This window comes from Desulfobacter curvatus DSM 3379 (assembly GCF_000373985.1).
Taxonomy (GTDB): Bacteria; Desulfobacterota; Desulfobacteria; order Desulfobacterales; family Desulfobacteraceae; genus Desulfobacter; species Desulfobacter curvatus.
Map to the genome: position 1 here is coordinate 25,021 of NZ_KB893058.1, position 24,147 is coordinate 49,167.

19 protein-coding genes are annotated in these 24,147 nt (G+C 47.4%); 5 read left to right on the forward strand and 14 right to left on the reverse strand.

The features are described from left to right. Positions 1–35 precede the first annotated feature (35 nt). On the forward strand, positions 36–899 hold the full coding sequence (locus B147_RS28315) for an alpha/beta hydrolase (protein WP_020587639.1): 864 nt from the start codon (positions 36–38) through the stop codon (positions 897–899). A gap of 9 nt (positions 900–908) precedes the next feature. On the opposite strand, the gene B147_RS0113020 is transcribed toward B147_RS28315, so the two are convergent. The 11 genes from B147_RS0113020 to B147_RS0113070 all read right to left on the reverse strand — a co-directional run bounded on the left by B147_RS0113020 (position 909) and on the right by B147_RS0113070 (position 13,569). After that, a complete protein-coding gene (locus B147_RS0113020; protein WP_020587640.1) occupies positions 909–1,247 on the reverse strand; it encodes a DUF4143 domain-containing protein in 339 nt (112 codons plus the stop codon). Positions 1,248–1,525: 278 nt separating this feature from the next. Then, on the reverse strand, positions 1,526–3,793 hold the full coding sequence (locus tag B147_RS0113025; RefSeq protein WP_020587641.1) for a TonB-dependent receptor: 2,268 nt from the start codon (positions 3,791–3,793) through the stop codon (positions 1,526–1,528). 101 nt (positions 3,794–3,894) lie between these two features. Next, on the reverse strand, positions 3,895–4,935 hold the full coding sequence (locus tag B147_RS0113030; RefSeq protein ID WP_020587642.1) for an ABC transporter substrate-binding protein: 1,041 nt from the start codon (positions 4,933–4,935) through the stop codon (positions 3,895–3,897). 16 nt (positions 4,936–4,951) lie between these two features. Beyond that, positions 4,952–5,809, reverse strand: coding sequence for an ABC transporter ATP-binding protein (locus B147_RS0113035; RefSeq protein ID WP_020587643.1), 858 nt, complete (start codon positions 5,807–5,809; stop codon positions 4,952–4,954). After that, positions 5,809–6,834 (reverse strand): FecCD family ABC transporter permease, encoded by a 1,026-nt coding sequence (locus B147_RS0113040; protein ID WP_020587644.1) that lies wholly within the window; start codon positions 6,832–6,834, stop codon positions 5,809–5,811. Before B147_RS0113040 ends, B147_RS0113035 begins: the two co-directional genes overlap by 1 nt. 55 nt (positions 6,835–6,889) lie before the next feature. Beyond that, entirely contained in the window at positions 6,890–8,602 is a 1,713-nt protein-coding gene (locus B147_RS0113045; protein WP_020587645.1) for a 4Fe-4S binding protein, read from the reverse strand. Positions 8,603–8,616: 14 nt separating this feature from the next. Next, positions 8,617–10,527 carry a TonB-dependent receptor plug domain-containing protein gene (locus B147_RS0113050; RefSeq protein WP_211216942.1) on the reverse strand — a complete coding sequence of 637 codons (1,911 nt, stop codon included), beginning with the start codon at positions 10,525–10,527 and terminating at the stop codon, positions 8,617–8,619. Positions 10,528–10,546: 19 nt separating this feature from the next. Beyond that, positions 10,547–11,143 carry a class I SAM-dependent methyltransferase gene (locus B147_RS0113055; RefSeq protein ID WP_020587647.1) on the reverse strand — a complete coding sequence of 199 codons (597 nt, stop codon included), beginning with the start codon at positions 11,141–11,143 and terminating at the stop codon, positions 10,547–10,549. A gap of 40 nt (positions 11,144–11,183) precedes the next feature. Further along, positions 11,184–12,083 (reverse strand): ABC transporter substrate-binding protein, encoded by a 900-nt coding sequence (locus tag B147_RS0113060; RefSeq protein ID WP_020587648.1) that lies wholly within the window; start codon positions 12,081–12,083, stop codon positions 11,184–11,186. Further along, entirely contained in the window at positions 12,035–12,871 is an 837-nt protein-coding gene (locus tag B147_RS0113065; protein ID WP_020587649.1) for an ATP-binding cassette domain-containing protein, read from the reverse strand. The genes B147_RS0113060 and B147_RS0113065 overlap by 49 nt, the downstream gene beginning before the upstream one ends. Next, positions 12,868–13,569 (reverse strand): GTP-binding protein, encoded by a 702-nt coding sequence (locus B147_RS0113070; protein WP_026259641.1) that lies wholly within the window; start codon positions 13,567–13,569, stop codon positions 12,868–12,870. Before B147_RS0113070 ends, B147_RS0113065 begins: the two co-directional genes overlap by 4 nt. Positions 13,570–13,944: 375 nt before the next feature. On the opposite strand from B147_RS0113070, the gene B147_RS0113075 reads away from it, so the two are divergent. The 3 genes from B147_RS0113075 (at position 13,945) to B147_RS0113085 (ending at position 16,991) form a co-directional block, all read left to right on the forward strand. Next, positions 13,945–14,151, forward strand: a complete 207-nt coding sequence (locus B147_RS0113075) for a TOBE domain-containing protein (RefSeq protein ID WP_020587651.1) — start codon at positions 13,945–13,947, stop codon at positions 14,149–14,151. A gap of 564 nt (positions 14,152–14,715) precedes the next feature. Then, on the forward strand, positions 14,716–15,981 hold the full coding sequence (locus B147_RS28320; RefSeq protein ID WP_020587652.1) for a radical SAM protein: 1,266 nt from the start codon (positions 14,716–14,718) through the stop codon (positions 15,979–15,981). Between the two features lie 71 nt (positions 15,982–16,052). Beyond that, complete coding sequence (locus B147_RS0113085; RefSeq protein ID WP_020587653.1) at positions 16,053–16,991, forward strand: hypothetical protein; 939 nt, start codon at positions 16,053–16,055, stop codon at positions 16,989–16,991. A gap of 524 nt (positions 16,992–17,515) precedes the next feature. Here the strand turns inward: B147_RS0113085 and ahcY are convergent. Both ahcY and metK read right to left on the reverse strand, forming a co-directional pair. After that, positions 17,516–18,958: an adenosylhomocysteinase gene (ahcY, locus tag B147_RS0113090; RefSeq protein ID WP_020587654.1), complete on the reverse strand. Its 1,443-nt coding sequence runs from the start codon at positions 18,956–18,958 to the stop codon at positions 17,516–17,518. Between the two features lie 21 nt (positions 18,959–18,979). Beyond that, positions 18,980–20,152 (reverse strand): methionine adenosyltransferase, encoded by a 1,173-nt coding sequence (gene metK / locus B147_RS0113095; protein WP_020587655.1) that lies wholly within the window; start codon positions 20,150–20,152, stop codon positions 18,980–18,982. A gap of 487 nt (positions 20,153–20,639) precedes the next feature. Between metK and B147_RS0113105 the strand changes: the two genes are divergently transcribed. Further along, positions 20,640–21,611 (forward strand): adenosine kinase, encoded by a 972-nt coding sequence (locus B147_RS0113105; RefSeq protein ID WP_020587657.1) that lies wholly within the window; start codon positions 20,640–20,642, stop codon positions 21,609–21,611. A gap of 101 nt (positions 21,612–21,712) precedes the next feature. On the opposite strand, the gene lon is transcribed toward B147_RS0113105, so the two are convergent. Beyond that, positions 21,713–24,112 carry an endopeptidase La gene (lon, locus tag B147_RS0113110; protein ID WP_020587658.1) on the reverse strand — a complete coding sequence of 800 codons (2,400 nt, stop codon included), beginning with the start codon at positions 24,110–24,112 and terminating at the stop codon, positions 21,713–21,715. Positions 24,113–24,147 lie beyond the last annotated feature (35 nt).

Below are 24,147 nucleotides of genomic sequence, written 5' to 3' on the forward strand. Positions count from 1 at the left end.
CCAAATTGTCAAAGTGAATGAGGACGACGAGTATTATGACAGACATGATTTATTACAATCCAAAAAGCAAATACACCGTTCGGGTCGATGATGTAACCTACCGGGAGGATAATGATGCGGCCTGGTCAGCACGCATTTACATGCCCGAAGGTGGCGGGCCCTTCCCCATTCTTCTGGATGTCCATGGCGGGGCCTGGGGGACAGGTGGGTGTGCCGATAATAAAATTCTTGATACGGCTTTGGCTGGAAGCGGGCTGGTCGTGGTGGCAGTTGAATTGCGGAAGGCTCCGGCGGACCCTTACCCCTCCCAGGTGATGGATGTAAATTTTGCAACGCGCTGGGCCAAGGCCCATGCCGGGGAGTTCAATGCCGTTCCGGACGGCATGGGGGGATTGGGAACGTCCAGCGGAGGGCATACCCTGTTCCTTTCAGCCATGCGCCCCTTTGATGTACGCTATGGGGGCTTGAATCTTCCGGAAGCAGAGGGTATGGATGCACGCCTGGCCTATGTTATCGGCGCCTGGCCGGTGATCGACCCGTATGCACGGTATCTGTATGCAAAGCAGAATGACCGTGACTTTCTGGTCCATGCCACTGATGCGTATTTTGGGGATATGGAAACCATGAAGGAAGGAAACCCGCTTCTTGCCCTTGAAAGAAACGAAACCCTGGACCTTCCTGCGGCATTGATTATCCAGGGAACGAAGGACACCAACCTGCCCCTTTCCTCCATAGACCGGTTTGCGGAAGCGTACCGAAACGTAAGGGGCGTTGTTGACCTTGAATGGTTTGCTGACATGCCACACAATTTTGCACTCAAAGCGGGACCTGAAACGGACAGGGCAATAGACATTATAAAAGCGTTTATTGCCCGCCGGATGGTCATTGGAGCGGAATGATCAATTTTTTTAATGGGATGCAAACCTGATCCGGCCCTGATTTTCATCCCAGATGTCTGTCATGCCGCTTTTAATCTCTACCAGCTCAAGATCCACTCCATGGTCAATTACCAGATCAACTTCATGGCCATGCTGGTCCCGCCAGAAATACAGCGGTGCGGTCCGGCCATTGTTGGCATATATTTTTACATATTCAGCAATCACCCAGTTTTCAAAAACAGCACCTCGCAAGGGATGCACTTTCAGCTGCTCAACATTGTTAATCCTGAGAAGGTAGCACAGAAGTCCGGTATCATAGAAATATACTTTCGGGGCTTTGGTCATCCTTTTATTAAAAAATTTGAGCATATGTCACAGCCTGTGATTGTCAATTGAAAATCAACAATCAAATCTACAAAATACAACCCTGATCAGCTACATGCCCGTCACCCAGCCTTCCCTCCGCTTGAAACTCACTTCAACGGCATCACAGAACAGTTAACAAAGAAAAATTCCGATTGTAACGGATTTAGGGGACCCCAATAATCTGCAGGTTTTCTGTTGTGCCCGGTGTCGGATTTTACACCTATTGCACAGACGGGATGGACGAGGGAAACGGGTACTCCCCCCGGTCCATCCCACAATCCTTAGAAAGTAACAGAAGCAGACGCAAAAACCGTAAAAGGCGCGCCGGTTTGGTAGGTTGAACCAAGTGTTTTGTAGTCAGTGGTATTGATTATACTGATATATTCCTTGTCAAAAATATTATTGACCGTCAAAGAAAAATCAAGATTTTTGATTTTCATCTTAGGGACAGCACCGACCTTATAGGTCAAATCAAAGTCAAATATCACGGCACCGTCAATTTTCTCATCGTGTTCAATGTCCCCGTATCTACTGGACGTGTATTTAACAATCGGCGAAAGAACAAATTTACCTATGCGGTAGCTTGCAATTGCCTTGCATAAGAATTCCGGTGCATCGGGAACCTGATCCCCGTCAACGGCATTAACGGAGCCGTCGCTGTTAAAAATATCTTGTGTAAAAAAGAACCGGTTATAGGAAAAAGATCCGTAAAGGGACAAATTTTCGGATACCAATGCCCCGGCCTCCAATTCAAATCCGTATGCTTCGGCCTCTGCATTGGTGGATGGATATGAAACCTCCAGGGAAGGGTCATAATAGGTTGCAGCTTTATTTTTATGGCGGGCGTAATAGAGTGTGGGGACCACATACAGTTTGTCTGTAATGTATCTTAATCCAATATCGAAATTGTCAACGGTTTCCAGTTCCTGTTTATCCCATAGATCCTGCAGGGTAATCCCTTTTGCGTAAAAGGCTTGTTTCTGGGAAATAAAATAGGGGTAAAGACTTACACTCATGCCATAATTTCTGCCATAGGAGACATAGGTGCTAAGCTCCTCATTGATCTTGTAATTGCCCCCCAGGTTGGGAAGCAGCTTGTTAAAATCCCTGGAACCCGCACAGGCATCCTCATCAATGGATGTGGCCATGGAAATCGCAGTTTCATAACTGACATCGCCGATGCCGGTTGTATTATAGGTCTTTATGGAGGGCATGGTATATCTGAGGTATTTAACGCCGCCTTGGAGTGTAAATCGTCCGTTGGCGTATTTACCCGAAATAAAGGGGGTGTTCTGGCGGTGCTTGGAGCTGTCGGACAGGGCCTGCCATTTGTCGAATACAAGTTCACCTGACGACACTTTATATAATTTCCATGAAGTTGGCGGACCCGGCCTCTCCTGCTGAAGATTAAAAAAACCGACCGTCAGGTCAACGGATTGTATACGGGTTGAATACTGGCTTAAAAACCCGCTCATGTCATGATCAATATCCCATTCTCTGATGCGGTTATTCCCGTTTTTCATTGTTATTGTTTCCATGTAACTGCCCTGGTCATTCCAGTAGAACGGCTTAAACAGCAACGTGGAATTATCATCGAAACGGTATTCAATCTTGCCGAAAACGTTATAATCCTCAAACTCCGCCTTGTTATACCCGTAATAAAAATAGTCGTTTTTATCATTGGTAAAATCAAATTCATAATTGTCGCTTAAAGACTCTGCCTGTGTGTAATTCAGGGTTCTGTAGGTATTTACCTCGGAATTGTTATAAATTGAAAACGCTTCTATCTTCAGTTTGCTGCCGATTTTTTGTGACAGCCCAATCATTGCGTTGTCCCGGTCAGACTCCCCTTCTCCTTTCCACTTATCGGCACTGGTGTTGGAGTATGAGATAAAGCCGTTGGTTTCAGTTGGGAATTTACCCGTATCAAGGCGAAGAAAAGTCCGCCTGAAATCTTCACTGCCCACCACCTGTTTGAGTTTAAAATTAAATTCATCAACAGGCCTTTTTACTTCCATGTCGATTTTTCCGCCGATATTTGTCAGGCCAAAGCCCTGGTCCGCCGGCACACCGCCTTTGTAGATGGATATTGTATCAAAATTTTCCATGTCATATATGGTTACCCCACCCCCGGGTCTACCGCTCACAGGGACACCTTCCACATTGACAGGGGTTGAAGGATTTCCGCCGCCTGTGGCTTCAACCCCTCTGAATCTGAAAGATTCATGATAATTGCTGATATCGGCAAGACCGCTTGGATCCACACTTTGTTGATTTACGGAGGGAATAAGGCTTATGGCTTTATGGACGGACATGGTGGAAGAAGGTCCCAGGGCATTGATTCCCTTTTCCGTAACCTTTGTTTTTGTGCTGGTCTCGGTGAACAGCGGGCCTATAAAGTCCTGCTCCTCAAACGTGCCCTTTACAACCGTCTCGGGAAGTTGATAAACGGTTTCTTCTTCGGAAAAGCAGGCAGCAGGAACCGTCACAATAACCACTAGAATCAAAATCATGCGCTTTATCAATTTATGTATTGTATTTTTTACCATTTATCTTTCTTCCCTCTTGTTTAAAAATTCCGGCAGAGCCGGGTTTTGGGGTTAATATTTATTTCAAACTCAACCGTAGATTCCAATATCCGGGCAGTCCGTCACGGTTCTATAATATCCGCGGCTGCTTTCCGATTCAGGGACACATTTAAAAAAAGGCTGTAAAATCTTTGGGTTTCGTCCACAATATCCACATCATATTTTTCAGGATATAACTTATTGAGCAACCATCTGGCCCCCAGAAGCCTCATAAAGGAAGGGGGACGGTCAAACCAGTTAAGAGAAGCACTGGGAATCTGGTATACCCGCTTGTTTTGGACCGCAGGGATATTTTGCCATCGCGGATCGTGAAATATTGCGTCATAAAACCCTTGTTCATAGGAAACGATCACCTCCGGCGCGTAATGCATGACCTGCTCTATGGAAACCTTTTCCATGCCGTAAATGGTCCGGGAAGGACAGATATGGACATTTTTTCCACCGCATAGGGAGAGAAGCTCGGCATGGACAGAAGCGTCACACTCCGTACTCAGACCGTCCATGCCTTCGGCATAGTAAACGGATACCTTATCAGATTCAGGTATGGCGTCTCGTACGGCCTTGATCCGATCTATGGTTTCTTGTGCATAATCTGCAAGTGCTGCTGCCCGTTTTTCGCGGTGAAGCAGTCGTCCCAGAAATCGAAAGGTTTCAGGATAATCTTCCAGTTTGTCCAAAGAGATGTAAACCAACCTAAACCCCATGGGGATCAGCATCTCCTCTGCTTTACGGCTGACAGGAGAATTTTTCATATACCATGCCAGAACAACATCGGGATTGACCTGCATCAGTGTTTCCAGGTTGGGCTTGCGTCCCTGGCCAAACCATCCGCCGACCACCGGAAGCGTTTGCAAACGGGCCGGCAGATATTGTTTCTCCTTTTCCCTGAAGGGGAAATTAAGGCCTGCAACCAGTTCCGGAGCAATGGCATAAAGCATATAGGAGACAGGGGGGCTGGTGCCAAATACCGTATGGATCTGATCAGGAACCTCAACCTCTCGACCATGCATATCCGTTATCAATCCTGCATGGCAAAAGCCGGCCCCCCAGATAAAGACAACCGTTGCAATGAAAATGACTTTAAATTTTGTACATACTTTCATATCATTCCATGTAAAATTAATGAGTTAAATAAACCTGACCCAAAGGGTTCGGGGTAAAACAATTGAAAGAATCCGCCGGCTTTTTTTTGTTAACGTGGTCGAGCATCGTCCGGGGCACACACACCCTGAGGCCTTCATCAAGATCCGCCATACCGATATCCGTATTGTAAAGAAGATACAGATTTTCCTCATTGACGACCTCAGGGGCATCGCCGTTTGCCAAGACCCGACCTTTTTTGAGCATGACCACCCGGTCCGATATCCAGACAGCATGTTCGGGAAAGTGGGTGGTTTTTATAAAGGTGTAACCGTTATCCGCCAGCGTGGCGATCTGCGCCAGAAGGCGGATCTGATTGCCGTAATCCAGTCCGCTGACAGGTTCATCCATCACAAGAATATCAGCCCCCTGGGCAAGGGCCCGGGCGATCAGGGTCATCTGGCGCTCTCCGCCGCTCACCTCGGTATAGGGCCGGTCCTTAAGATGGGCAATGGAAAGCTGCTCCAGGGCCTCAAGTGCCTGACCCTCATCCTCTTTTGAGTACCGGAAAAAGAAGGGCTTATGGGGCATTCTGCCCATGAGCACAACGTCGATCACCCGGTAGGCAAAGGAGATTTTGTGGGTCTGGGGCACATAGGCGACCCGCCGGGCAAGGGCCTTGGCGTTAATGTGCCGGACAGGGCGTCCCTCAAGGCGGACCTCTCCTTTTTGGGGACGGCAAAGTCCCAGCAAGACCTTCAAAAGTGTTGTCTTGCCGCTTCCGTTAGGTCCCAGCAGCGAGACGACTTCACCTTTTTCCAAGGTCAGGTTGATGTCGTTTAAAACGGACTTTTCACCATATCCATAGGTGACATGATCAATGCATATAAAACTCATTAGTTCCAACCTTTCCTTGATTTTCCCAGAATAAGGGCGAAAAAAGGAATTCCCACCAGGGATGTCAGGATACCAATGGGAATTTCCACAGTGAAAACAAGCCTTGAAATATCGTCCACCACCAGCAGGTAAACAGCACCGATAACAGCCGATGCCGGCAATAATTTTCGGTTGTCCGGCCCCACAAGCATACGGGCGATATGGGGAATAACCAGCCCCACCCAGCCAATCATCCCGCCCAGTGCCACGGTCAGTGCGCTGATCAGGGCGGCCGGAAAAATCATCATTATACGAATCAAGCGCACATTCACCCCCAGGCAACGTGCCTCTTCATCGCCCATGCTCAAGATGTTCAGGTAATTTGCAAGGGAAATTAAAATAATGATACCCAACACCATGGGAATGCATACGGCCCAGACTGTTTTTGCATCTATTGTTGAAAAACCGCCCATGAGCCAGTAAACAATTGCCGGAAGATGGCTATAGGGATCTGCCAGATATTTCACCACTGACAAAAGTGATGTAAACAGCGCACTGCTGATAATGCCGCCCAAAATAAGCATTAACAGCCTGTCCCCACGGTATATCGCCGCCATTCCGACAGCGACGGCAACAGCCACAAGGCCAAAGACAACAGAACTGATCTGAACAGCGAACCAGGTGTTTGTGGCGACCATGCCCAAAGCCGCCCCAAAAGAAGCCCCGGCCAATACCCCTAAAAGGCCCGGTGATACCAGAGGATTGATAAACATGGATTGAAACGCCGCACCTGACACGGAAAGAGAAGAGCCCACCAGCATGGCGGCTACGATACGCGGCAAACGGATATCGATAAAAAGATTTTTCAAAATCTGAAGCCTTCGACACCCTGCCAGGCTCTGGCCGGACAAAACCGCTGTAAAAAAATCATATATGTCACCCCATGTGACGGGATAGCGTCCCAGGCAAAGGGAGACAACCGCTGCTGTAAAAAGCAGAAACAGGAGCAACGGCATCAAAACAAAAGTCTTTTTAAATATCATCATGGTTCAACATTCAGGTTCCTGGTGGCGGCGTGGCTCACTCTTTTTCCCTTCATCTTCATTGCAATTTCTTAAACACAGGTCCGTATTGAATGGCATCAAAGGGACAGACGTTCAGGCAACGCCCGCAACTGAAGCAGTCCGCCGGTAATATCGTGTCCTGGACACGCCCCTTTGCTGCGCCAAGCGGACACGCCTGAATACAGGCCCCGCATTGGGTACACCGGTCTTTATGAATACGGACACGAAAGATACTGAGCCGTTCAGCCATCCATGAGACGAGCCCGAAAGGACAGATAAACTGACAGAACGGACGGTAAAACAGAAACGATCCCAATAAGGAGAAAAGAATTGCCAAAGCAACGCTGATGCTTTCAATATCCATGTTAAACAGATTAAAGGGATTAATATAGTGGTATATAACAAATCCCCTGCGCCGGCCGATGACACCAAACAAAAGCATCAGCATGACGATGAAAACAAGGACCCGAATCGTATTGGTCAATGCAAAGGCAAGTTTTTTTTGTTTGATCCGTTTGAGCACCGGAATGCTGTATATCAACTCCTGAAATGCCCCGAACGGACACGCCCAACCGCAGACCAGTTTGTTTCCGGCAATGGCAAGGGCCATAAAAAAAACAAAAGCCATCACCTTTGCTGCGGGATCGGGATACAGCCCCACCATTGACTTGAACACTTTGACAACCCCTTCCATGGGATTGGGTGATTTCCCCAGCAGAAAACCGGCAACAACCACGGAAACCAGAAGGGATACGATATAAGGCGTTCTGGGGTACCAGCTTTTTCTTTGTTTAATATCGGAAAAATCCGGACGACCCAGTCTTGCCAAGAACACGAGCCCACCCAACACCAGAGCGGCATACACATAATACTTAAGCGTGCTGCCGCGATGGGAAAGAAGATGGTGTACGGCTTGGTCAAGGGTTTCAGGCTGGACGTTCAGGCCGGCAAGCTTTTTATTCTTGGGAACATTCAGAGGCAGGCCCAGCTCTCTGGCAAGGGCTTTCCCCGTAACCTTCAGGCTAGGGGCAATCTGCTTTATGGACATGCCAACACTGAATGGGGACAGTGGCTTCTTTTTCCCGCCGGAAGCGTCCATGAGCATGCCAAAAGCGATGATGGCGAGCATTACGGCAAGGGTCCCGTAAAACCAAGCCCGTTGTGCTTTGGATAACAAAGAGAACCAGCCGGATGTTTTCATATTTTCAATGTGTTCTTTCCTCTCCCCGGATAGAGGAGAATGCGGCTCACCCAACAGGGACATCAGCATGTTGCAGATGAACAAAACCGCTGAAATGGTAATCAAAATCCCGCCGGCAGACACAAGCATTCTATAAGGAGCGGCCACACTGCGAAATTCAGGGGAGCCCGCCGTAAACCCCGAAGAAAGCCCGAAAATGCCGATCAGATGAAACCCGGCAATAACGAGCAACAGTCCGAGGGTATGGCCACCCCAGTTACCATAGGCCAACCACCGGTTGTAACGCTCAACACCGCTGATCTGGGGTACAATAAAATAGAGCACGCCCATCACCGCGGAAGAGAGCCACCCGATAAGATTTACATGGGTATGGATCTTGGTGACAAAATAGCTGAAAAAGGGTTTGATCTGATCGGAAGGCACATGGAAAAGCGTCGTATAAAAGGCCTTAAACTGAAATTTTGTGGGGAACATAACCCCTTCGATGCATCCGATTAAAAAAAAGAACAACGCCGTCAGGATAAAATATTTCGAGATTTTTGCAGCCATGTCGGTTTCCTTTTTTAGTAGCTGAATCTAATCCCGCAATAAAAGAACTCCGGTGCCTCATAATTGTCTTTTCCGGAGTTAAAAAGATTATCCACCCCGGCAAAAATTTGAAAACGGTCTGTTATATCCTTGGACACATACGCATCGACTATGGTCATGCTGTCCGCATCTTCATCTGCATAGTAACGTTCACCGACATGGGTCACACGGACATTGGCACGAATCCCCCAAGGCTGGTATGCATAGGCAAGTTTGACAGAACCCTTGTAATCCGGCCGGCCTTCCAACTCTTCACCGGTGGTTTTGTCTTCGGTATCCAGATAGGCCAGATTGCCGGATAAAGTAAATCCCGCCGGCAACTTAAGGCTGCATTCGAACTCAACGCCCCATATGGAGGCTTCAGCGATATTTTGGTATTGGTAATAGTCTTTTTTCTTTTTTCCGGAGCCGGTTGAGGTGTAGAAAACAGGTTCGATCATGTCCTCGATATCGGTTTTAAACCAAGTGACGGCGGCCTGGAATTTTTTGTACTCACCCTGGATCCCGATTTCATAACTCTGCGATGATTCAGGATCAAGACCGGCATTGGGCTCGTAGATTTCCTTTCCCTGTTTCACATATGTAGGGATATACAGCTCAAGAAACCCCGGGGCCCTGAATCCCATGCCCCATGCTCCTTTTAATCTCAAGTTATCCAGAATGGCATAAGTCATGGAAAGTCTGGGCGTCAATTCCGATCCGAAATCAGAGTAATGGTCCCAGCGGGCACTCAATGCCATGTAAAGCGGATCAAAAATCTGGTACTCATCCTGGGCATAGATGCTGTAGGTTTCCACATAATCGTCAAGCGCATCATCATCCTCCCGTCTTTCCTTTATATATTCCGTGCCCATGGTCAGCACATGTTTTTCGAAAATCCGAGAGGTAAACCGGCCCTCCAGCTGGTCCAGCGTCCGTTCTGCATTGGATTCGTCTCCAATGCTTCCGGCAATTTCAGAAGTCGGCGGATCAACCGTAATCTCATTTTCATGCCAGGAATGATTTGCACGCAGCATCAGGGAGGATTCAGGGGTTATTTTCCCGTCATATTCCAGGAAACAGTTCAACCTGTGGTCGTCTGTATCCCGTTCCCGGTCAAGATTCTGAAGGTCTCTCAACCCGTTGAAATTTCGATCAACCGCCTCGAAGCCTGCCAGAAGCTCGTGGCCTCCATTGAGTTGATATGAAAACCGGCCGGCGGCAGAGTTCATATCAATGTCATCACCGTCATCCGGGGTAACACCGTCCATATCGTACCCGTTCTTATCCCGATAACTTCCGGCCAGCAGGAACCCGAACCGCCCCATTGAGTTCCCCACATATGCACTGCCGACAGATTCTTCTCCATCGCCATATGTATCCCGGCCATATTTGGCCGTTGCGCCCAGGGTTAAAATTTTTGAGGGTTTCTTCGTGATGATGTTAACCACCCCGCCGATGGCATCACTGCCGTAAAGCGCCGATGCAGGGCCGCGAACCACCTCTATATGGTCGATCATATCCACGGGAATCTGCTCAAGTCCCGTCAGATCCTTGAATCCGGGCGTCATCCGCCGCCCGTCTATCAACACCAGGGTGTGTTTGTTGCCCGTCCCACGAATACTGGGCCGCATCATACGCCCGGTTTCCGTGGTCATAAAAAGTCCTGTTGCCTCTTCAAGGGCTTGGGCAACGGTGTCCGCACCCATTTCAAAGATCTCCTGTTCCGTGATCACCTCCACCGACCCCGGCGCGTCCTTTATTATTCTTTCCGTCATCGTTGCCGTGACAACCATGTCTTCAATTTTGGAATCATTTTCATGGGCCGAGGTTTCTCCGGATACGGCTATTTCCGGTATAAACAAAGCAAAACAGATACAAGTAACAATCAATATTTTCTTCATCATCTCTCCAAATCAGAACCAGCTATTTTCGAAATTCAATCCAGGTTTCTTCTTCTCCCTCTAAATCTGATATAGCCCGGCACCCATCCAATCCCGTTTTTTCCAACAACGCTTTCAGACCGGCACCATTCAGGAAATTGCCTTTTCCCTGTTTTTCCAATTTTTTACGCCCTTTTCCCTTCAGGCGTTTGCGCATGGATGGCGGGCAATACCGGCCCAACCCACCTCCGACAAAAGCTATACCACCAGGCTTTAAGACCCGATGAATCTGTTGCAGCCCTTTGACCTGATCGCCCCAGAACCACAGGGAACCGCGGCTGACGATGAGATCGGCAAAACCATCTTCAAAGGGCAGATCGCATACATCGGCCTTTGTAAAATGGCCATTATTGTCCAAACCACACTCTGAAACGTTTTTCTTTGCTTGGTCCAAAGCATCCTGTTTTTCATCTATAAAATACATTTCCAGCCCGGTGATTTTGGCAAGCTCAATGCCCACATAACCGGGACCTGTACCAATATCAAGACAGATACCTTCCGTAATGCCATAGTCATCCACGATCTGCTGGGCGATCAAGGGATATACGGGTGCCAACTGTGAAAACCCATGTGTCTGCATGCCCATTTTTCCTTTCATAAAATTTAAACCAAGCCGGAGGTCAAACTGCTGCCCGCCTTCCCTTTAATGCCGATAGAAAAGAGCCCCATCCTTTCCAGCGCAGATTGCATTGGTTGTCCGTTACAAGTTCATGCATGGGGATATCCGGTGCTGCCGGCACAAAACTTTGAAGGGAAAGGTAGTTCTGAACCTTCGGGGACATGAGAAAATCTCCGATTTCAAACAGCGGCTCCGGGGCTTTACGTCCCCAAACCATGACCTGGGGCATGCAAAAAAGGCCATCTGCCGGCCAAATGATACGGGTATTTTTCTGTTTGGAAATGCGTGCAAAGGCAATATTGGTGATACCGATGGGGTACCGGCCCTCGTCTACTGCAGTGATGACTTCCATAGGAGTTCCCAGATGAACGAAGTTTGTATTCGCCCCATCGAAAACTTCGGGGAAATCCGCTTTCATGAACGCCTTTACAACAAGAGATACAATGCGGAATTCATCGGGCATAAGAATTTTGCCCGCCCACCGCTCATCAAGCAAGTCCTCCCACAACCGTGGGATATCGTTTCCCTTAAGGATGTTTTGGTTGTAAAAAATGGCAAAAGGGATGACCACGAACGGATGAAAATAGCCATTGTTATCCGTCCACCCCATATCGGCAAGTTCTTTTCTTATGGGAAAACGGCCGGGAATGGATTTGAAATGCTCGGCCAGGAAACCCGGAGGCAAATCGGCAAAATCATCGACATGTCCCACCGTTAAATCGGGCATCTCATCTTTTTCCACACAGGCCTCAAACAGACTTTTTTCCGAAGGACGATGGGGCTGGGTTTCGATGGTCACCTCAATGTTGTGCTTCTCTGTGAATTCCCGGCAAAATTCTTCCATCATCTGAACTAAAGACCGGCTGATGTTAAGTGGGCAGTGGAGCAAAATTCTTGCCATAGGACCCTTTTCTCCTTATTGTTTTTTGATTGTTCAATGGAATCACCGCTTCTGACCAAATCACGCAACTTGGAAATATCCGCTTCAATGGCGATTAACTCGTTGGCAATCCTCATCTCTTCCCGGGTTAACCGGTGAAGTTTGCACATGCCTCCGTTTTTCATGACGATTCTGCGATCAGCCATCAAGGTCAGTGTCAAATCATGGGTCACAACCAGTACAATTTTACCCTGCCCTTTCAGAATTTTAAGAGCCTTGAGCCTGTCGATACCGGCATTTTCGATTTCATCGATCAGCACTACCGGCGCATTGCTGATGAGCGCCACATCCGCCACCATCAGTGCCCGGGCCTGCCCGCCGCTTAACAGGGTCAGATTGTCCGTCAAGGATATGGGCTCGCCGGCCAGTTCATTGGTCAACTCAAACACAGCAGTAACAATTTGTTCAATATCCTCAATGCCGCGCACCCTGGCATGCTTGCGCAAAAACGCTTCCACCGATGAATCAATTACAAAGTTCATTTTCTGGGAAACCTCTGCCATCAGGTGCCTTAAATTTTTATTTGGCGCATCGCTGCCCGGCTCAAGGTCGTTTATCAGGATAGTGCGTCTTGCAGGAGGCTGCCCGTCCGTATATTGTTCAATATCGGATATCAACTGGGTTTTCCCTGATCCGGTAGGTCCGACAACGGCAACGACCTCTCCGGGCCGGATATCTACACGCCGGATGTTTTCGGGATTTGAATCCTTATCCTGCCCCCCCAGGACACTTATTTTCCGCAGCTTCATTGGTTCCCACCGAAATCAATTTTTTTGAGATTACCCATCTGGTAGGCGCTGCCGACAATGGTCTCTCCGGCGCAATAGGAACATATGGCAGCCGGCATGGGGTATTTCAGCTGTGCGCCGGTAATGCCCTGAAGCGGGGCCATTTTCAATATTTCCCTTTTTAAACCCAGGGATCCCTGGCCGTTCAGGCCGTTGATATGGATAATTCCGGCTTTATCATTCACACACTCGACCTGGTGGCTGAATACCTCCCGTTCCGCCTGGGAAACAACGTCGCCTTTGGTTATCACAATCATATCCGCCGTGCTCAGCATCGGGCCAATCTTTTTAGGCGTATCAAGCCCCACCAGATTATCCACTACACATACGGTCAAACACCCTTGGAGCGCGGGGGCACATCGGTGGCACAACCCCGCGGTTTCAAGAATCAGCACATCAGTGTTTTGATTTTCCGCCCAATCCCACACCTCTTCCAAATTGGCCACATAAAAATGATCTGGACAAATATAGTCGCTCAGCCCAACACAAACCGGTATGCCCAGACTGCGGTAACGTGCGTCATCCGAAGTTTCAAGACAATCAATCTTGCACGCCGCAACCTGAAGGCCGTCCTGCTGCAGATGACGGATAACCTGCATCATCACGGATGTTTTCCCAGAGGATGGCGGACCGGCTACAATAACAAATCTTAGGGACAAGGACTTTTTCTCCTCATGGTTTAATAAAAAAATTTGCGGCACCTACCCACGCCACAATGTCGTTTACAAATTCTAAATGTAGCTTAAAAAGTACAAATTTGGACATCGATATCATACATTTTTTGAAAGAGTCAACACCAAACCCTAAACTTTTGTTCGATCGGTGCGCTCCCAAGAATATTTAGGCCATTCCCGATTGACTTTTAAAGAGAATTAATTTATTCTTCAAAAATGTAATAATCAAAAAGGTTTATTCCGGTCTCATATAATACTCACAACACATAAAAAGGAACTTACTACTGTCATATATTCAGATTCACTGAATTATGCAAAAGTAAGGTGTTAATAATAATATTTAAATAGGAGAACTTTATTATGGCTTTGAGCGCAAGAAATCTTATTAAGGGAACTGTCAAGGACGTTAAAAAAGGCCAGGTAATGGCTGAGGCCACCATTGAGATTGCACCAGGCGTAGAGATTGCATCTGCCATCACAACCAACTCAGTGGAAAAATTAGGAATTGCAGCAGGAAAAGAAGTGACTGTTGTAATTAAAGCAACCAGCGTTATGCTAGATGCCTGATCATTATAATCGCTCTTAACAAAATTTAGGGACTCGAAAAAAATTCGGTGCGAAATACATGGCATTAATTTTTTCCGAGCCCTAAAACAATATTGTTAAAAACGAATTTCTATTCAAAATACCACTTCAAGCGACGATATCTTATTTATCAACAAAATTGTCAGTGCATTATCTACAATATTGTATGCAAATAGAACTGACAGCACTCTTTCTCCAAGTGCCCCACTAAATCAAATCTTTTTCCCCTGTATTTCCGGCGGTGTTTATCACCTTTTTCACTTTCTTTATTCCCTGGCATTCTTATTGCGTTAATCTTAATTATCAACTGAAGATAGGTTGACAGACTTCATGATGCTGTGAGGGATACGGAAAATACCGTGCCCTAAAAGCAGAATGGCGAGGCAATGAAAATCAGTTTTTCCCATAGGATAATGTCCTGGTGGATAACAGACGTTTTCATGAGATCCTTTCTGATTTCGATGTCCCGTTCAATACAATGATTACTTCCAGGCATGATGTGTTGTCTGTCGGTAATTTTTACATTTTAATACCCAGGAGAGAGAAATGGATCTATCCAACCACCCATGTTTCAATGCCAAGATGAAAGGTGTCTACGGACGAGTTCACCTTCCCGTTGCACCACGCTGTAATATTCAATGCAATTACTGTGATCGGAAATATGACTGTGTCAATGAAAGTCGCCCCGGGGTAACCAGTGCGGTACTGAAACCGAGCCAGGCCATGATCTATCTTGATTATGTACTTGAAAAAGTAAAAAACATTTCAGTTATTGGAATCGCAGGTCCTGGTGATCCGTTTGCCAATCCCGATGAAACCATGGAAACGCTTCAACTGGTGCGAAAGAAATACCCCGGGATGATTCTTTGCCTGGCCACCAACGGTTTGGGTATCGGCCCGCATATCGATGACCTGGCAGAACTGGGAGTCAGTCATGTCACTGTCACTTTAAATGCGGTTGATTCTGAAATTGGGTCACAACTATATTCCTTTGTTCGTCACGGCAAAAGGACTTTAGGCCCCAAACCCGGCTTCGAGGTTCTGCTGGAAAAACAACTTGAGGCAATCACCCGGCTTAAAGAAAAAAACATCACCACCAAAGTCAACACCGTCATTATACCGGGAATCAATGACAGCCACATCGAAACCATTGCTGAAAAAATGGCTGAACTTAAAGTAGACGTCCTCAACTGCATCCCTTTCTACCCGAACAAGGGGTCTAACTTTGGTCACTTGGAAGAACCGCCCAAGTCACTGGTGGTTGGTATCCGAAAAAAGGCGGAAAAACATATTCCCCAAATGTATCACTGCAAACGCTGCCGTGCTGATGCCGTGGGAATTCTCGGCGAGAGCAATGGCCGGAAGATCATTGACAAACTGCAGGAATGCGCTCAGATGCCCGAAATTTATGGCGAAAAGCGCCCTTACGTGGCTATCGCCAGTCTTGATGGCCGACTGGTCAATCAACACCTGGGGAAAGCCGAAGAATTACTAATCTATGGCCAGAAAGATAATGGCGGCGTTTATTTTGTCGAATCCAGAAAGACACCCAAACCCGGCGGCGGCAGCAAGCGTTGGGAGGACTTGAGCGATATGCTTAGTGATTGCAGGGCATTAATGGTCACCGGCCTCGGTGACAGCCCTCGCCGTTTACTCAGCCAAAAGAACATTGATATCCTGGAATTGGACGGAACAATCGTAGAGGCTGCTGAAGCCGTTTTCGAAGGACACAGCAGGGACTTTATGATCCAGCGAGATGTCAAGGCCTGCACCAAAAAGAATCTCATGGCCGGTATGGGGTGTGGGTTCTGATCATCCATGGCAAGAATCTTTCGAACGTATTTTGGGGATCCCCCAAAAAATAAAAAAAAAAGAGGTTAAACGTGGAAACGTTAAAGACAAAATATGGCGAAATATCCGGCTATCAGAGCTTGGAAAAATACGCATCCGGCAATCCCGCATCCCTGATTTTCACTGAACAAGTTAAGCTTAAAACACCCGTCGGGGTCATTGTTCCCCAATATTCAGTAGATGATCATGGCAGAAGGGTATTAAAACCGGTTTACTTTTATGATAATGGAAATATAAAAAAAGCGCCGCTTCAAGAGGCGGCCGACATTGAAACAAAATATGGAAAAATTTCCGCAGAATTCGTCATGTTTTATAATGATGAAATTTTGAAAAAGCTTTTTCCCCTTAATGGCAAGTTAAGCGGCTACTGGGGAGAAAAAGACGAGTACGCCCTGGCCAAGGATCTTGAGTTGCAGCTCCCCTGCGGAACAATTAAGGCCAAGATTATTAATCTCGTATTTTATAAAAGCGGCAATATCAAAAGCATCACTCTCTGGCCCCAGGAGACGATTGAGACCAAAACACCCTTGGGCACAATGCGCATTCACGTCGGCATTTCCTTTTATGAAGACGGTTCTGTTAAATCGGTTGAACCGGCGGAGCCGTGTACGGTTGAAACAAAAATCGGGAAAATATCAGCCTATGATAATGATCCCGAAGGCATTATGGGAGATATCAACTCTTTGCAGTTTAATAACCAAGGGGAAGTGACAGCGCTAAGCACCACCGAAAATGCCATAATAATAAGAAACGAAGCAGGTGGAGAGGTAAGATATTCTCCGTCTAAAAAAGAGAGCCTTTGTTCTGAAAATGTAGCGGTAACCATCCCGCTTCAAATTGAATTTACAAGTGAAACGGTCCGTTTTAACCATAGTGCTTCCGAGGAGTATAAGTTGTCGGAATGCTCATTCGAAGTAATCAATTATGGAAAAAAAGCAGCAAATCCCTTCTTTATATGCAATTGTAATTAGGTCCCTCACCACACTAACTGTAAGGGCTTGAGCGTCGAAAGCCCTCCTAAAACCAAAGAAGGCTGCCGGGTTTCGGCAGCCTTCTTCGGAAAAGGAAAAAAGATGAAAAAGATGAATTCGTTTTTTATCTTAATTACAGATACTATAAAGCAAGCGATGTACCAATCGACTCAACCCCCGTTTCAAAAAAGATCAATATATTGTTTTTATTGATTATTTTAATAATAAATAATCATTCCAGGCCATTTTTGCACGGCAGATGCAGTCTCTTTTAACACTTTCTGGCAGGGGAAAAGTTCAAATTTTTGAACTCACATACTCCATCTTATTAACACAAAAAGCATAATATACTGATAATATAGGTAAAAGTTCCAATTCATTTTCTTGAATCACACGTTTCAGCATAGTTTATTTTCATGAACACCTGGAACAATTGATCCGTTTCAGCACACAAAAAGGCGGCCCCTTTGCAAGAACCGCCTTTTTTACATTATTTTCAAATCGGTATTTCGAACCAATATCTGCTAGTACCGGTAATGGTCCGGTTTAAACGGCCCATTAACCGGCACACCAATATAATCAGCCTGCTCCTGGGTCAGCTTTGTCAGGGTAACTGACAGATTTTTCAGGTGCAGCCTCGCCACTTCCTCATCCAGCTCCTTGGGCAGGGTATACACTTTTTTCTCCAGATCTTCATGGGCCAGTTTAACCTGGGCCAGGGTCTGATTTGAAAAACTGTTACTCATAACAAAACTGGGATGTCCCGTGGCACAGCCAAGATTAACCAGACGCCCTTCGGCCAGAACAATGACGGAACGGCCTGACGGCAAAATCCATTTGTCCACTTGGGGCTTGATCGTAATCTTTTCGGCATTGGGATGGTTATCCAGAAAGCTCATTTCGATCTCGCTGTCAAAATGGCCAATGTTGCAAATGATGGACTCGTCCTTCATCTGGGCAATATGCTCACCGGTGATGACATGGTAATTGCCCGTGGCCGTAACAAAAATATCACCCCGGGTTGCTGCCTGGTCCATGGTGACTACCTCATAGCCCTCCATGGCGGCCTGAAGTGCGCAGATAGGATCAATCTCGGTGATAAGTACGATGGCGCCATAACCTTTCATGGAATCGGCACACCCTTTACCAACATCACCATATCCGGCCACAACCACTGTTTTGCCTGCGAGCATCACGTCCGTCGCCCGCTTAATACCATCGGCCAGAGATTCCCGGCAACCATAGAGGTTGTCAAATTTGGATTTGGTCACTGAATCATTGACATTGATGGCCGGAAACAGTAGTTCCCCGGCAGAAGCAAGGTGGTATAACCGATGAACACCGGTGGTGGTTTCCTCGGATACGCCACGAATCTTTTTGGCAATATTTGTCCAGCGCTGTTTATCATGCTCATAACTGACCTTCAGCCGGTCCATGAGGCAACGCTCGTCCAGACTGCCCACTTCATTATCAAATATAGACGGATCTTTCTCAGCCTTAACTCCCTGGTGAACAAACAACGTAGCATCGCCGCCGTCGTCCACGATCAGGTCCGGCCCCGACCCATCCGGCCAGGTAAGTGCCTGTTCCGTACACCACCAGAATTCTTCAAGGGTTTCGCCCTTCCATGCAAAGACGGCAGCCGTTCCCTTATCGGCAATAGCGGCGGCCGCATGGTCCTGGGTAGAAAAAATATTGCACGTCGCCCAGCGCAGATCAGCGCCCAGTTCATACAAGGTATCAATGAGCATAGCCGTCTGAATGGTCATATGCAGGCTGCCCATGATTTTTAAGCCCTTAAGCGGTTTTTCAGAGCCGTATTTTTCCCGAATCGCCATCAGCCCGGGCATCTCCTTTTCAGACAACTGCATGTCTTTGTGTCCGTCTTCGGCCAGACCGATATCCTTAACCTTATAGGGTAAAGACAGGTCCAATTTCATACATTCGTTATCTTCCTTCTGACTCATAAAAACTCCTTCTCTTTTAAATTATAACCCTGCAAGGGATCTGATCTGGTCGGCCTTAATGGTTCTTTCCCAATAGAAATCAGGGTCTTTACGTCCAAAATGCCCGTAGGCAGATGTTTTTCTGTAAATGGGACGCAGCAGGTCCAATTCGGTGATAATGCCTGCCGGCCGCAGGTCAAACACCTCTTTGACAATTTCACTCGCTTTTGCTTCGGAAATCTTTCCGGTTCCCATGAAATCCACCATCATGGATACAGGTTCCGCCACACCGATGGCATAGGCGATCTGCACTTCACATTTATCGGCAAGCCCTGCCGCCACCAGATTCTTGGCCACATAACGGCCCATATAAGAGGCAGACCGGTCAACTTTGGAGGGATCCTTTCCGGAAAAACAGCCGCCACCGTGGCTGCCCTGGCCACCGTACGTGTCCACGATAATTTTACGCCCTGTCACACCACAGTCTCCCATGGGTCCGCCCACAACAAAACGGCCGGTGGGATTGATGAAAAACCGGGTGTCACCGTCCATCATCTCCCCGGGGATCACCTTTTTAATCACGTCCTTGATTACGGCCGCTTTAAGATCCGCATATGAGATATCCGGAGAGTGCTGGGTGGAGACAACCACCGTATCGACCCGTTTGGGCACGCCGTCCACATATTCGATACTGACTTGTGATTTTCCGTCAGGACGCAGAAAGTCAAGGGCCCCGTTCTTACGAACCTGGGTCAACCGCTTGGTCAGCTTATGGGCATAGATAATGGGCATGGGCATCAGCTCTTCAGTCTCATTGGTGGCATAACCAAACATCAGGCCCTGGTCGCCGGCACCTTGTTCCTTGAACAGCCCGTCGCCTTCATTCACCCCCTGGGCGATGTCGGCGCTCTGCTGATCAATACTGGTAATCACGGAACAGGTTTTCCAGTCAAAGCCCATATTGGATGAGTTGTAGCCGATATCCCTGATAGTGGTTCTGACCACTTCGGGTATATCCACATAGCAGTCGGTTGTAATTTCGCCGGCCACCATGGCAAGCCCTGTGGTAACAAGTGTCTCGCAGGCCACACGGCATTTTTTGTCTTCGGTCATAATGGCATCAAGAATACTGTCTGAGATAGCATCGGCCACCTTGTCAGGATGGCCTTCGGTTACGGATTCGGATGTAAACAGAAAAGATTTGTTTTCTGACATAATAGCTCCTTGCGCTTGATATGGGGTGATTTATTTAGTGTCTGATCGAAAACCGTAAATTTTCGCTCGGCCACTATTTATGCGTTTTGATATTTAGATTTTTCCGGCTTCGGCTGCAAAATTGAAATTTCAAAGCTATCAAACCCAATGCGGGAAAAGCAAAAATCGATATATTAATGACACTTATCTCCATCTTTGTCAATGATTCATAAAAATATATCAAGATATCTTTATATTTGCATAAATTTAACAAAACCCCTTGACAAGAGAGCCGGACTTTTTGATGATAACCATCATTTTTAAAACAATATTTGGTAGTATAATGCTTAACGAAAACCCGTGTTTGGACGAAAAGGTGCTCAAATGCAAGGCGCAGAAAAATTTGTAACCGGAGCAACCTCATGGTTGTGAGGATTGCAAATTTTTCTGCAACGCCGCAATTGAGTGACTTTTCGTTCAAACACTAAAATAAAACTGGAGATATATTATGCCTTCTCATACCATCACCGGAATCGGCTCTGCTTTAGTGGATGTTCTTATCAACGAAACCGATGAATTCTTACAAAAACTCAGCAAAGAAAAAGGCGGAATGACTTATGTAACGGCCGATGAACAGCAGGCCATTATTTCAGCCTCGTCCCAGGTACCGGTGATTGTACCCGGAGGAGCGGCCTGCAACACCATCCTAGGAATAGGCAAACTTGGCGGTGCCGCCAGGTTCATCGGGGCCCGGGGCAAAGATGAATACGGGGATATCTTTGAAAACGAGGTCAGGGAATGCCGGGTGGAACCTATGCTGACGTCCTTTGACACCCCCACCGGCAAAGTATTATCCATTGTAACCCCGGATGCCCAGCGCTCCATGTTCACGGATCTTGGTGCGTCAAGCCTGCTGGACCCTGTCGGCGTTACCAGCCAGATGTTTTCAGACACGGCCATTGCCCTGGTGGAAGGATACCTGCTGTTTAACCGCGACCTGATGATGGCTGCGGTTAAAGCAGCCAAATCGGCCGGGGCTTTGATCGCCCTGGATCTGGCAAGTTTTGAGGTGGTCAATGCATCCAAAGATATTCTTCAGGATTTGGTCAAGGAATATGTGGATATCCTTATTGCCAACGAAGACGAGGCAAAGGCATACACAGGGGAATCAGATGAAAGTGCCGCCATTGAAAAGCTGTCTGCCGATGTTGCATATGCCGTTTTAAAAGTGGGAAGCCGGGGCAGCTATATTTCTTACGAAAATGCAGTTACTCGTATTGAACCGGTAAAAGGCAACGAACCGATGGACACCACAGGTGCCGGAGATCTGTGGGCAGCCGGTTTTTTATACGGCATTGCCAACGGCCTTTCCATTGAAAAAAGCGGTGCGTTAGGGTCTATGTGCGGATACGAGGTGTGCCAGGTCATGGGGGCCCATATCCCGGGCCCGGTGTGGGAAAAAATCAGGGCAATCATATAATTGATCGTTGCTTTAACCTGCCACAGTAAATCAAAAAAAGAGTGCCGTCCCAATTCCTTAAAAGGATTTCGGAACGGCACTTTTATTAAGTCGAACAAAGACTATCCAAAGACTATCTTGTAGACATCTTTATATTTTTTGACAAAATGAAACTCAATGCCCTCTTTAATATGTTCGGGCAGTTTCTTAAAATCACTGCTGCACCCATGGGGCAGGATAATCTCCTTGATGCCCACCCGCCGGGCGGCAATAATTTTTTCTTTAATTCCACCCACGGGCAGGACATCGCCAGTGAGGGTAAGCTCCCCGGTCATGGCCAAAGGTTTTTTGATCTGGCGGCCCGACGCCAGGGACACAATGGCTGTGGCAATGGTAATGCCGGCACTAGGGCCATCCTTGGGCGTAGCACCTTCAGGCACATGGATATGGATAAAGGCCTCATCAAAATAGTCATCACTGATACCGTAACTTTTTGATGAGGACCGCACATGGGAAAGAGCTATGGAGGCCGATTCCTGCATCACGTCCCCAAGCTTTCCGGTCAATTTGAATCCGGAATTTTTTTCATGCACCTTTACCGCCTCAATGGACAACGTGGCACCGCCCATGGCGGTCCAGGCCAGCCCCGTCACAATACCTACCCCCGTCATCTGCTTTTCAGGGGTGAATATGGGCGGTCCCAGCAAATCTTCCAGGGATTTGATGTTGATCTGGATCTTCTCTTCTTTCTCCTTTAAAATTTTGACAATGCTTTTGCGGATAATCTTGTTCAAAAGCTTTTCAAGATTACGGACCCCGGCTTCCCGGGCATAGCCTTCAATAAGATGCCGGATGGTGGGGTCGGTAATGGTGATGGTAGACGCGTTGAGATTATTTCGCTTCAAAAGCTTTGGCCACAGATGCTTTCTTGCGATCTCCAGCTTCTCGGAAGTGATATACCCGCTTAAATTAATACGGTCCATACGGTCCAGCAAGGGGGGCGGGATGGTGTCCAGGGTGTTGGCCGTACAGATGAACAGCACTTTGGACAGATCAATGCGAAGATCCAGATAGTGATCCAAAAATGCTGAATTCTGTTCGGGGTCCAGCACTTCCAGCAGTGCTGAAGCCGGATCGCCCTGGTAGGATGCGCCGATCTTATCCACCTCATCAAGCATGATTACCGGATTGGCTACGGCCGTGTCTTTCAACGCCTGGACCATTTTGCCGGGCAACGCCCCTACATAGGTGCGCCGATGCCCTTTGATCTCAGCCTCGTCACGCATCCCTCCCAATGAAAACCGATAAAACTTTCGGCCCAGGGCTTCGGCAATGGACTTGCCGATTGAGGTTTTCCCCACGCCGGGCGGTCCAACAAACAAAATAATGGACCCTGAAATATCCTTTTTATACACACCGGCGGCAAAAAACTCGATGATCCGCTCCTTGACATCGGAGAGTCCTGCATGATCCCGGTCAAGCACCTTTTCTGCCCGCTCTATGTCAATATTGTCTTCGGAATAGACTCCCCAGGGGAAAGAGGTGACCCAGTCCAGATAGTTACGCGTCACCCCGTATTCCGAAGAGCCGGTTTCCAGCACGGACAGTTTTTCAATTTCCTCGTCAAAGCGTTTGACCACATGTTCCGGCGGGTTAAGTTCTGCAAACCGCTCCTTGAACTTGTCCACATCAGACGTTTTGTCGTCCTTTTGAATGCCAAGTTCCTTCTGGATGGCCTTGAGCTGCTCTTTGAGAAAAAACTTTCGTTTATTGTCATCTACTTTGGTGTTAATGTCCTTCTGGATCTTTGTCTGCAGCTTGGCGATCTCAATCTCCTTTTGCAGAAGCATCATCACCTTTTTCATCCGGTCCAGAATGGATTCGGTTTCAAGAATATCCTGCAGATCATCCCCGGAAGCCGTGGTAATGCCTGCCGCAAAATCGGTCAGGGGTGAAGGCTGGTCCGGTGAAAAACGGTTCAGGTATTGTTTGAGTTCTTCCGAATACAACGGATTCAAGGATAAAAGCTGCTTGATATTTGAAATAATGGAGATGGCATAGGCCTTGACCTTATCCTCATCGTCCTCGGATTTAGGGGGATATTCCACTTCCGCCACAAAAGGCGGTTTGTCAGACAAAAACTTTTTAATTTTAAATCGTTCAAGGCCCTGGGCAATGAACTGCAGATTACCCTCCACTTCCTGGATATTGAGCATGCGCACAACGCATCCGACTTCGGGGAAATCTTCTTTATATACATACTTTCCCTTGACTTCACTGAAATAGCACAGTCCTAAAAGGCCTTGATTCTCCTTGGCCGACTTGGCCAAGGTCTCTTCCCAGCGCTTCTTGCTGACAACTAAAGGCTGGACCTGTGCAGGCAGGTGGGGACGTCCGGTTATGGGGACAAGATACAAAAATTTAGGCTTGGTGTTCTGGGTAACCAGCCCGCCTTTGTTTTCCTTCTCCTCTTCTTCCTCTGTTACAATCTCGGGCGTAATGGGTCTGGAATCATCACTCATAGGTTTACCTCTATTATCATGAAAAGTTATTGCTT

Excerpts from the sequence above, each read along its gene's own strand:
- lon (WP_020587658.1), bottom strand. The coding sequence starts at position 24,112 with ATGAGTGATGATTCCAGACCCATTACGCCCGAGATTGTAACAGAGGAA.
- ahcY (WP_020587654.1), bottom strand. The coding sequence starts at position 18,958 with ATGAGTCAGAAGGAAGATAACGAATGTATGAAATTGGACCTGTCTTTA.
- B147_RS28315 (WP_020587639.1), top strand. The coding sequence starts at position 36 with ATGACAGACATGATTTATTACAATCCAAAAAGCAAATACACCGTTCGG.
- B147_RS0113060 (WP_020587648.1), bottom strand. The coding sequence starts at position 12,083 with ATGGCAAGAATTTTGCTCCACTGCCCACTTAACATCAGCCGGTCTTTA.
- B147_RS0113030 (WP_020587642.1), bottom strand. The coding sequence starts at position 4,935 with ATGAAAGTATGTACAAAATTTAAAGTCATTTTCATTGCAACGGTTGTC.
- B147_RS28320 (WP_020587652.1), top strand. The coding sequence starts at position 14,716 with ATGGATCTATCCAACCACCCATGTTTCAATGCCAAGATGAAAGGTGTC.
- metK (WP_020587655.1), bottom strand. The coding sequence starts at position 20,152 with ATGTCAGAAAACAAATCTTTTCTGTTTACATCCGAATCCGTAACCGAA.
- B147_RS0113035 (WP_020587643.1), bottom strand. The coding sequence starts at position 5,809 with ATGAGTTTTATATGCATTGATCATGTCACCTATGGATATGGTGAAAAG.
- B147_RS0113040 (WP_020587644.1), bottom strand. The coding sequence starts at position 6,834 with ATGATGATATTTAAAAAGACTTTTGTTTTGATGCCGTTGCTCCTGTTT.
- B147_RS0113105 (WP_020587657.1), top strand. The coding sequence starts at position 20,640 with ATGCCTTCTCATACCATCACCGGAATCGGCTCTGCTTTAGTGGATGTT.
- B147_RS0113075 (WP_020587651.1), top strand. The coding sequence starts at position 13,945 with ATGGCTTTGAGCGCAAGAAATCTTATTAAGGGAACTGTCAAGGACGTT.
- B147_RS0113050 (WP_211216942.1), bottom strand. The coding sequence starts at position 10,527 with ATGATGAAGAAAATATTGATTGTTACTTGTATCTGTTTTGCTTTGTTT.
- B147_RS0113065 (WP_020587649.1), bottom strand. The coding sequence starts at position 12,871 with ATGAAGCTGCGGAAAATAAGTGTCCTGGGGGGGCAGGATAAGGATTCA.
- B147_RS0113055 (WP_020587647.1), bottom strand. The coding sequence starts at position 11,143 with ATGCAGACACATGGGTTTTCACAGTTGGCACCCGTATATCCCTTGATC.
- B147_RS0113045 (WP_020587645.1), bottom strand. The coding sequence starts at position 8,602 with ATGGCTGCAAAAATCTCGAAATATTTTATCCTGACGGCGTTGTTCTTT.
- B147_RS0113020 (WP_020587640.1), bottom strand. The coding sequence starts at position 1,247 with ATGCTCAAATTTTTTAATAAAAGGATGACCAAAGCCCCGAAAGTATAT.
- B147_RS0113025 (WP_020587641.1), bottom strand. The coding sequence starts at position 3,793 with ATGGTAAAAAATACAATACATAAATTGATAAAGCGCATGATTTTGATT.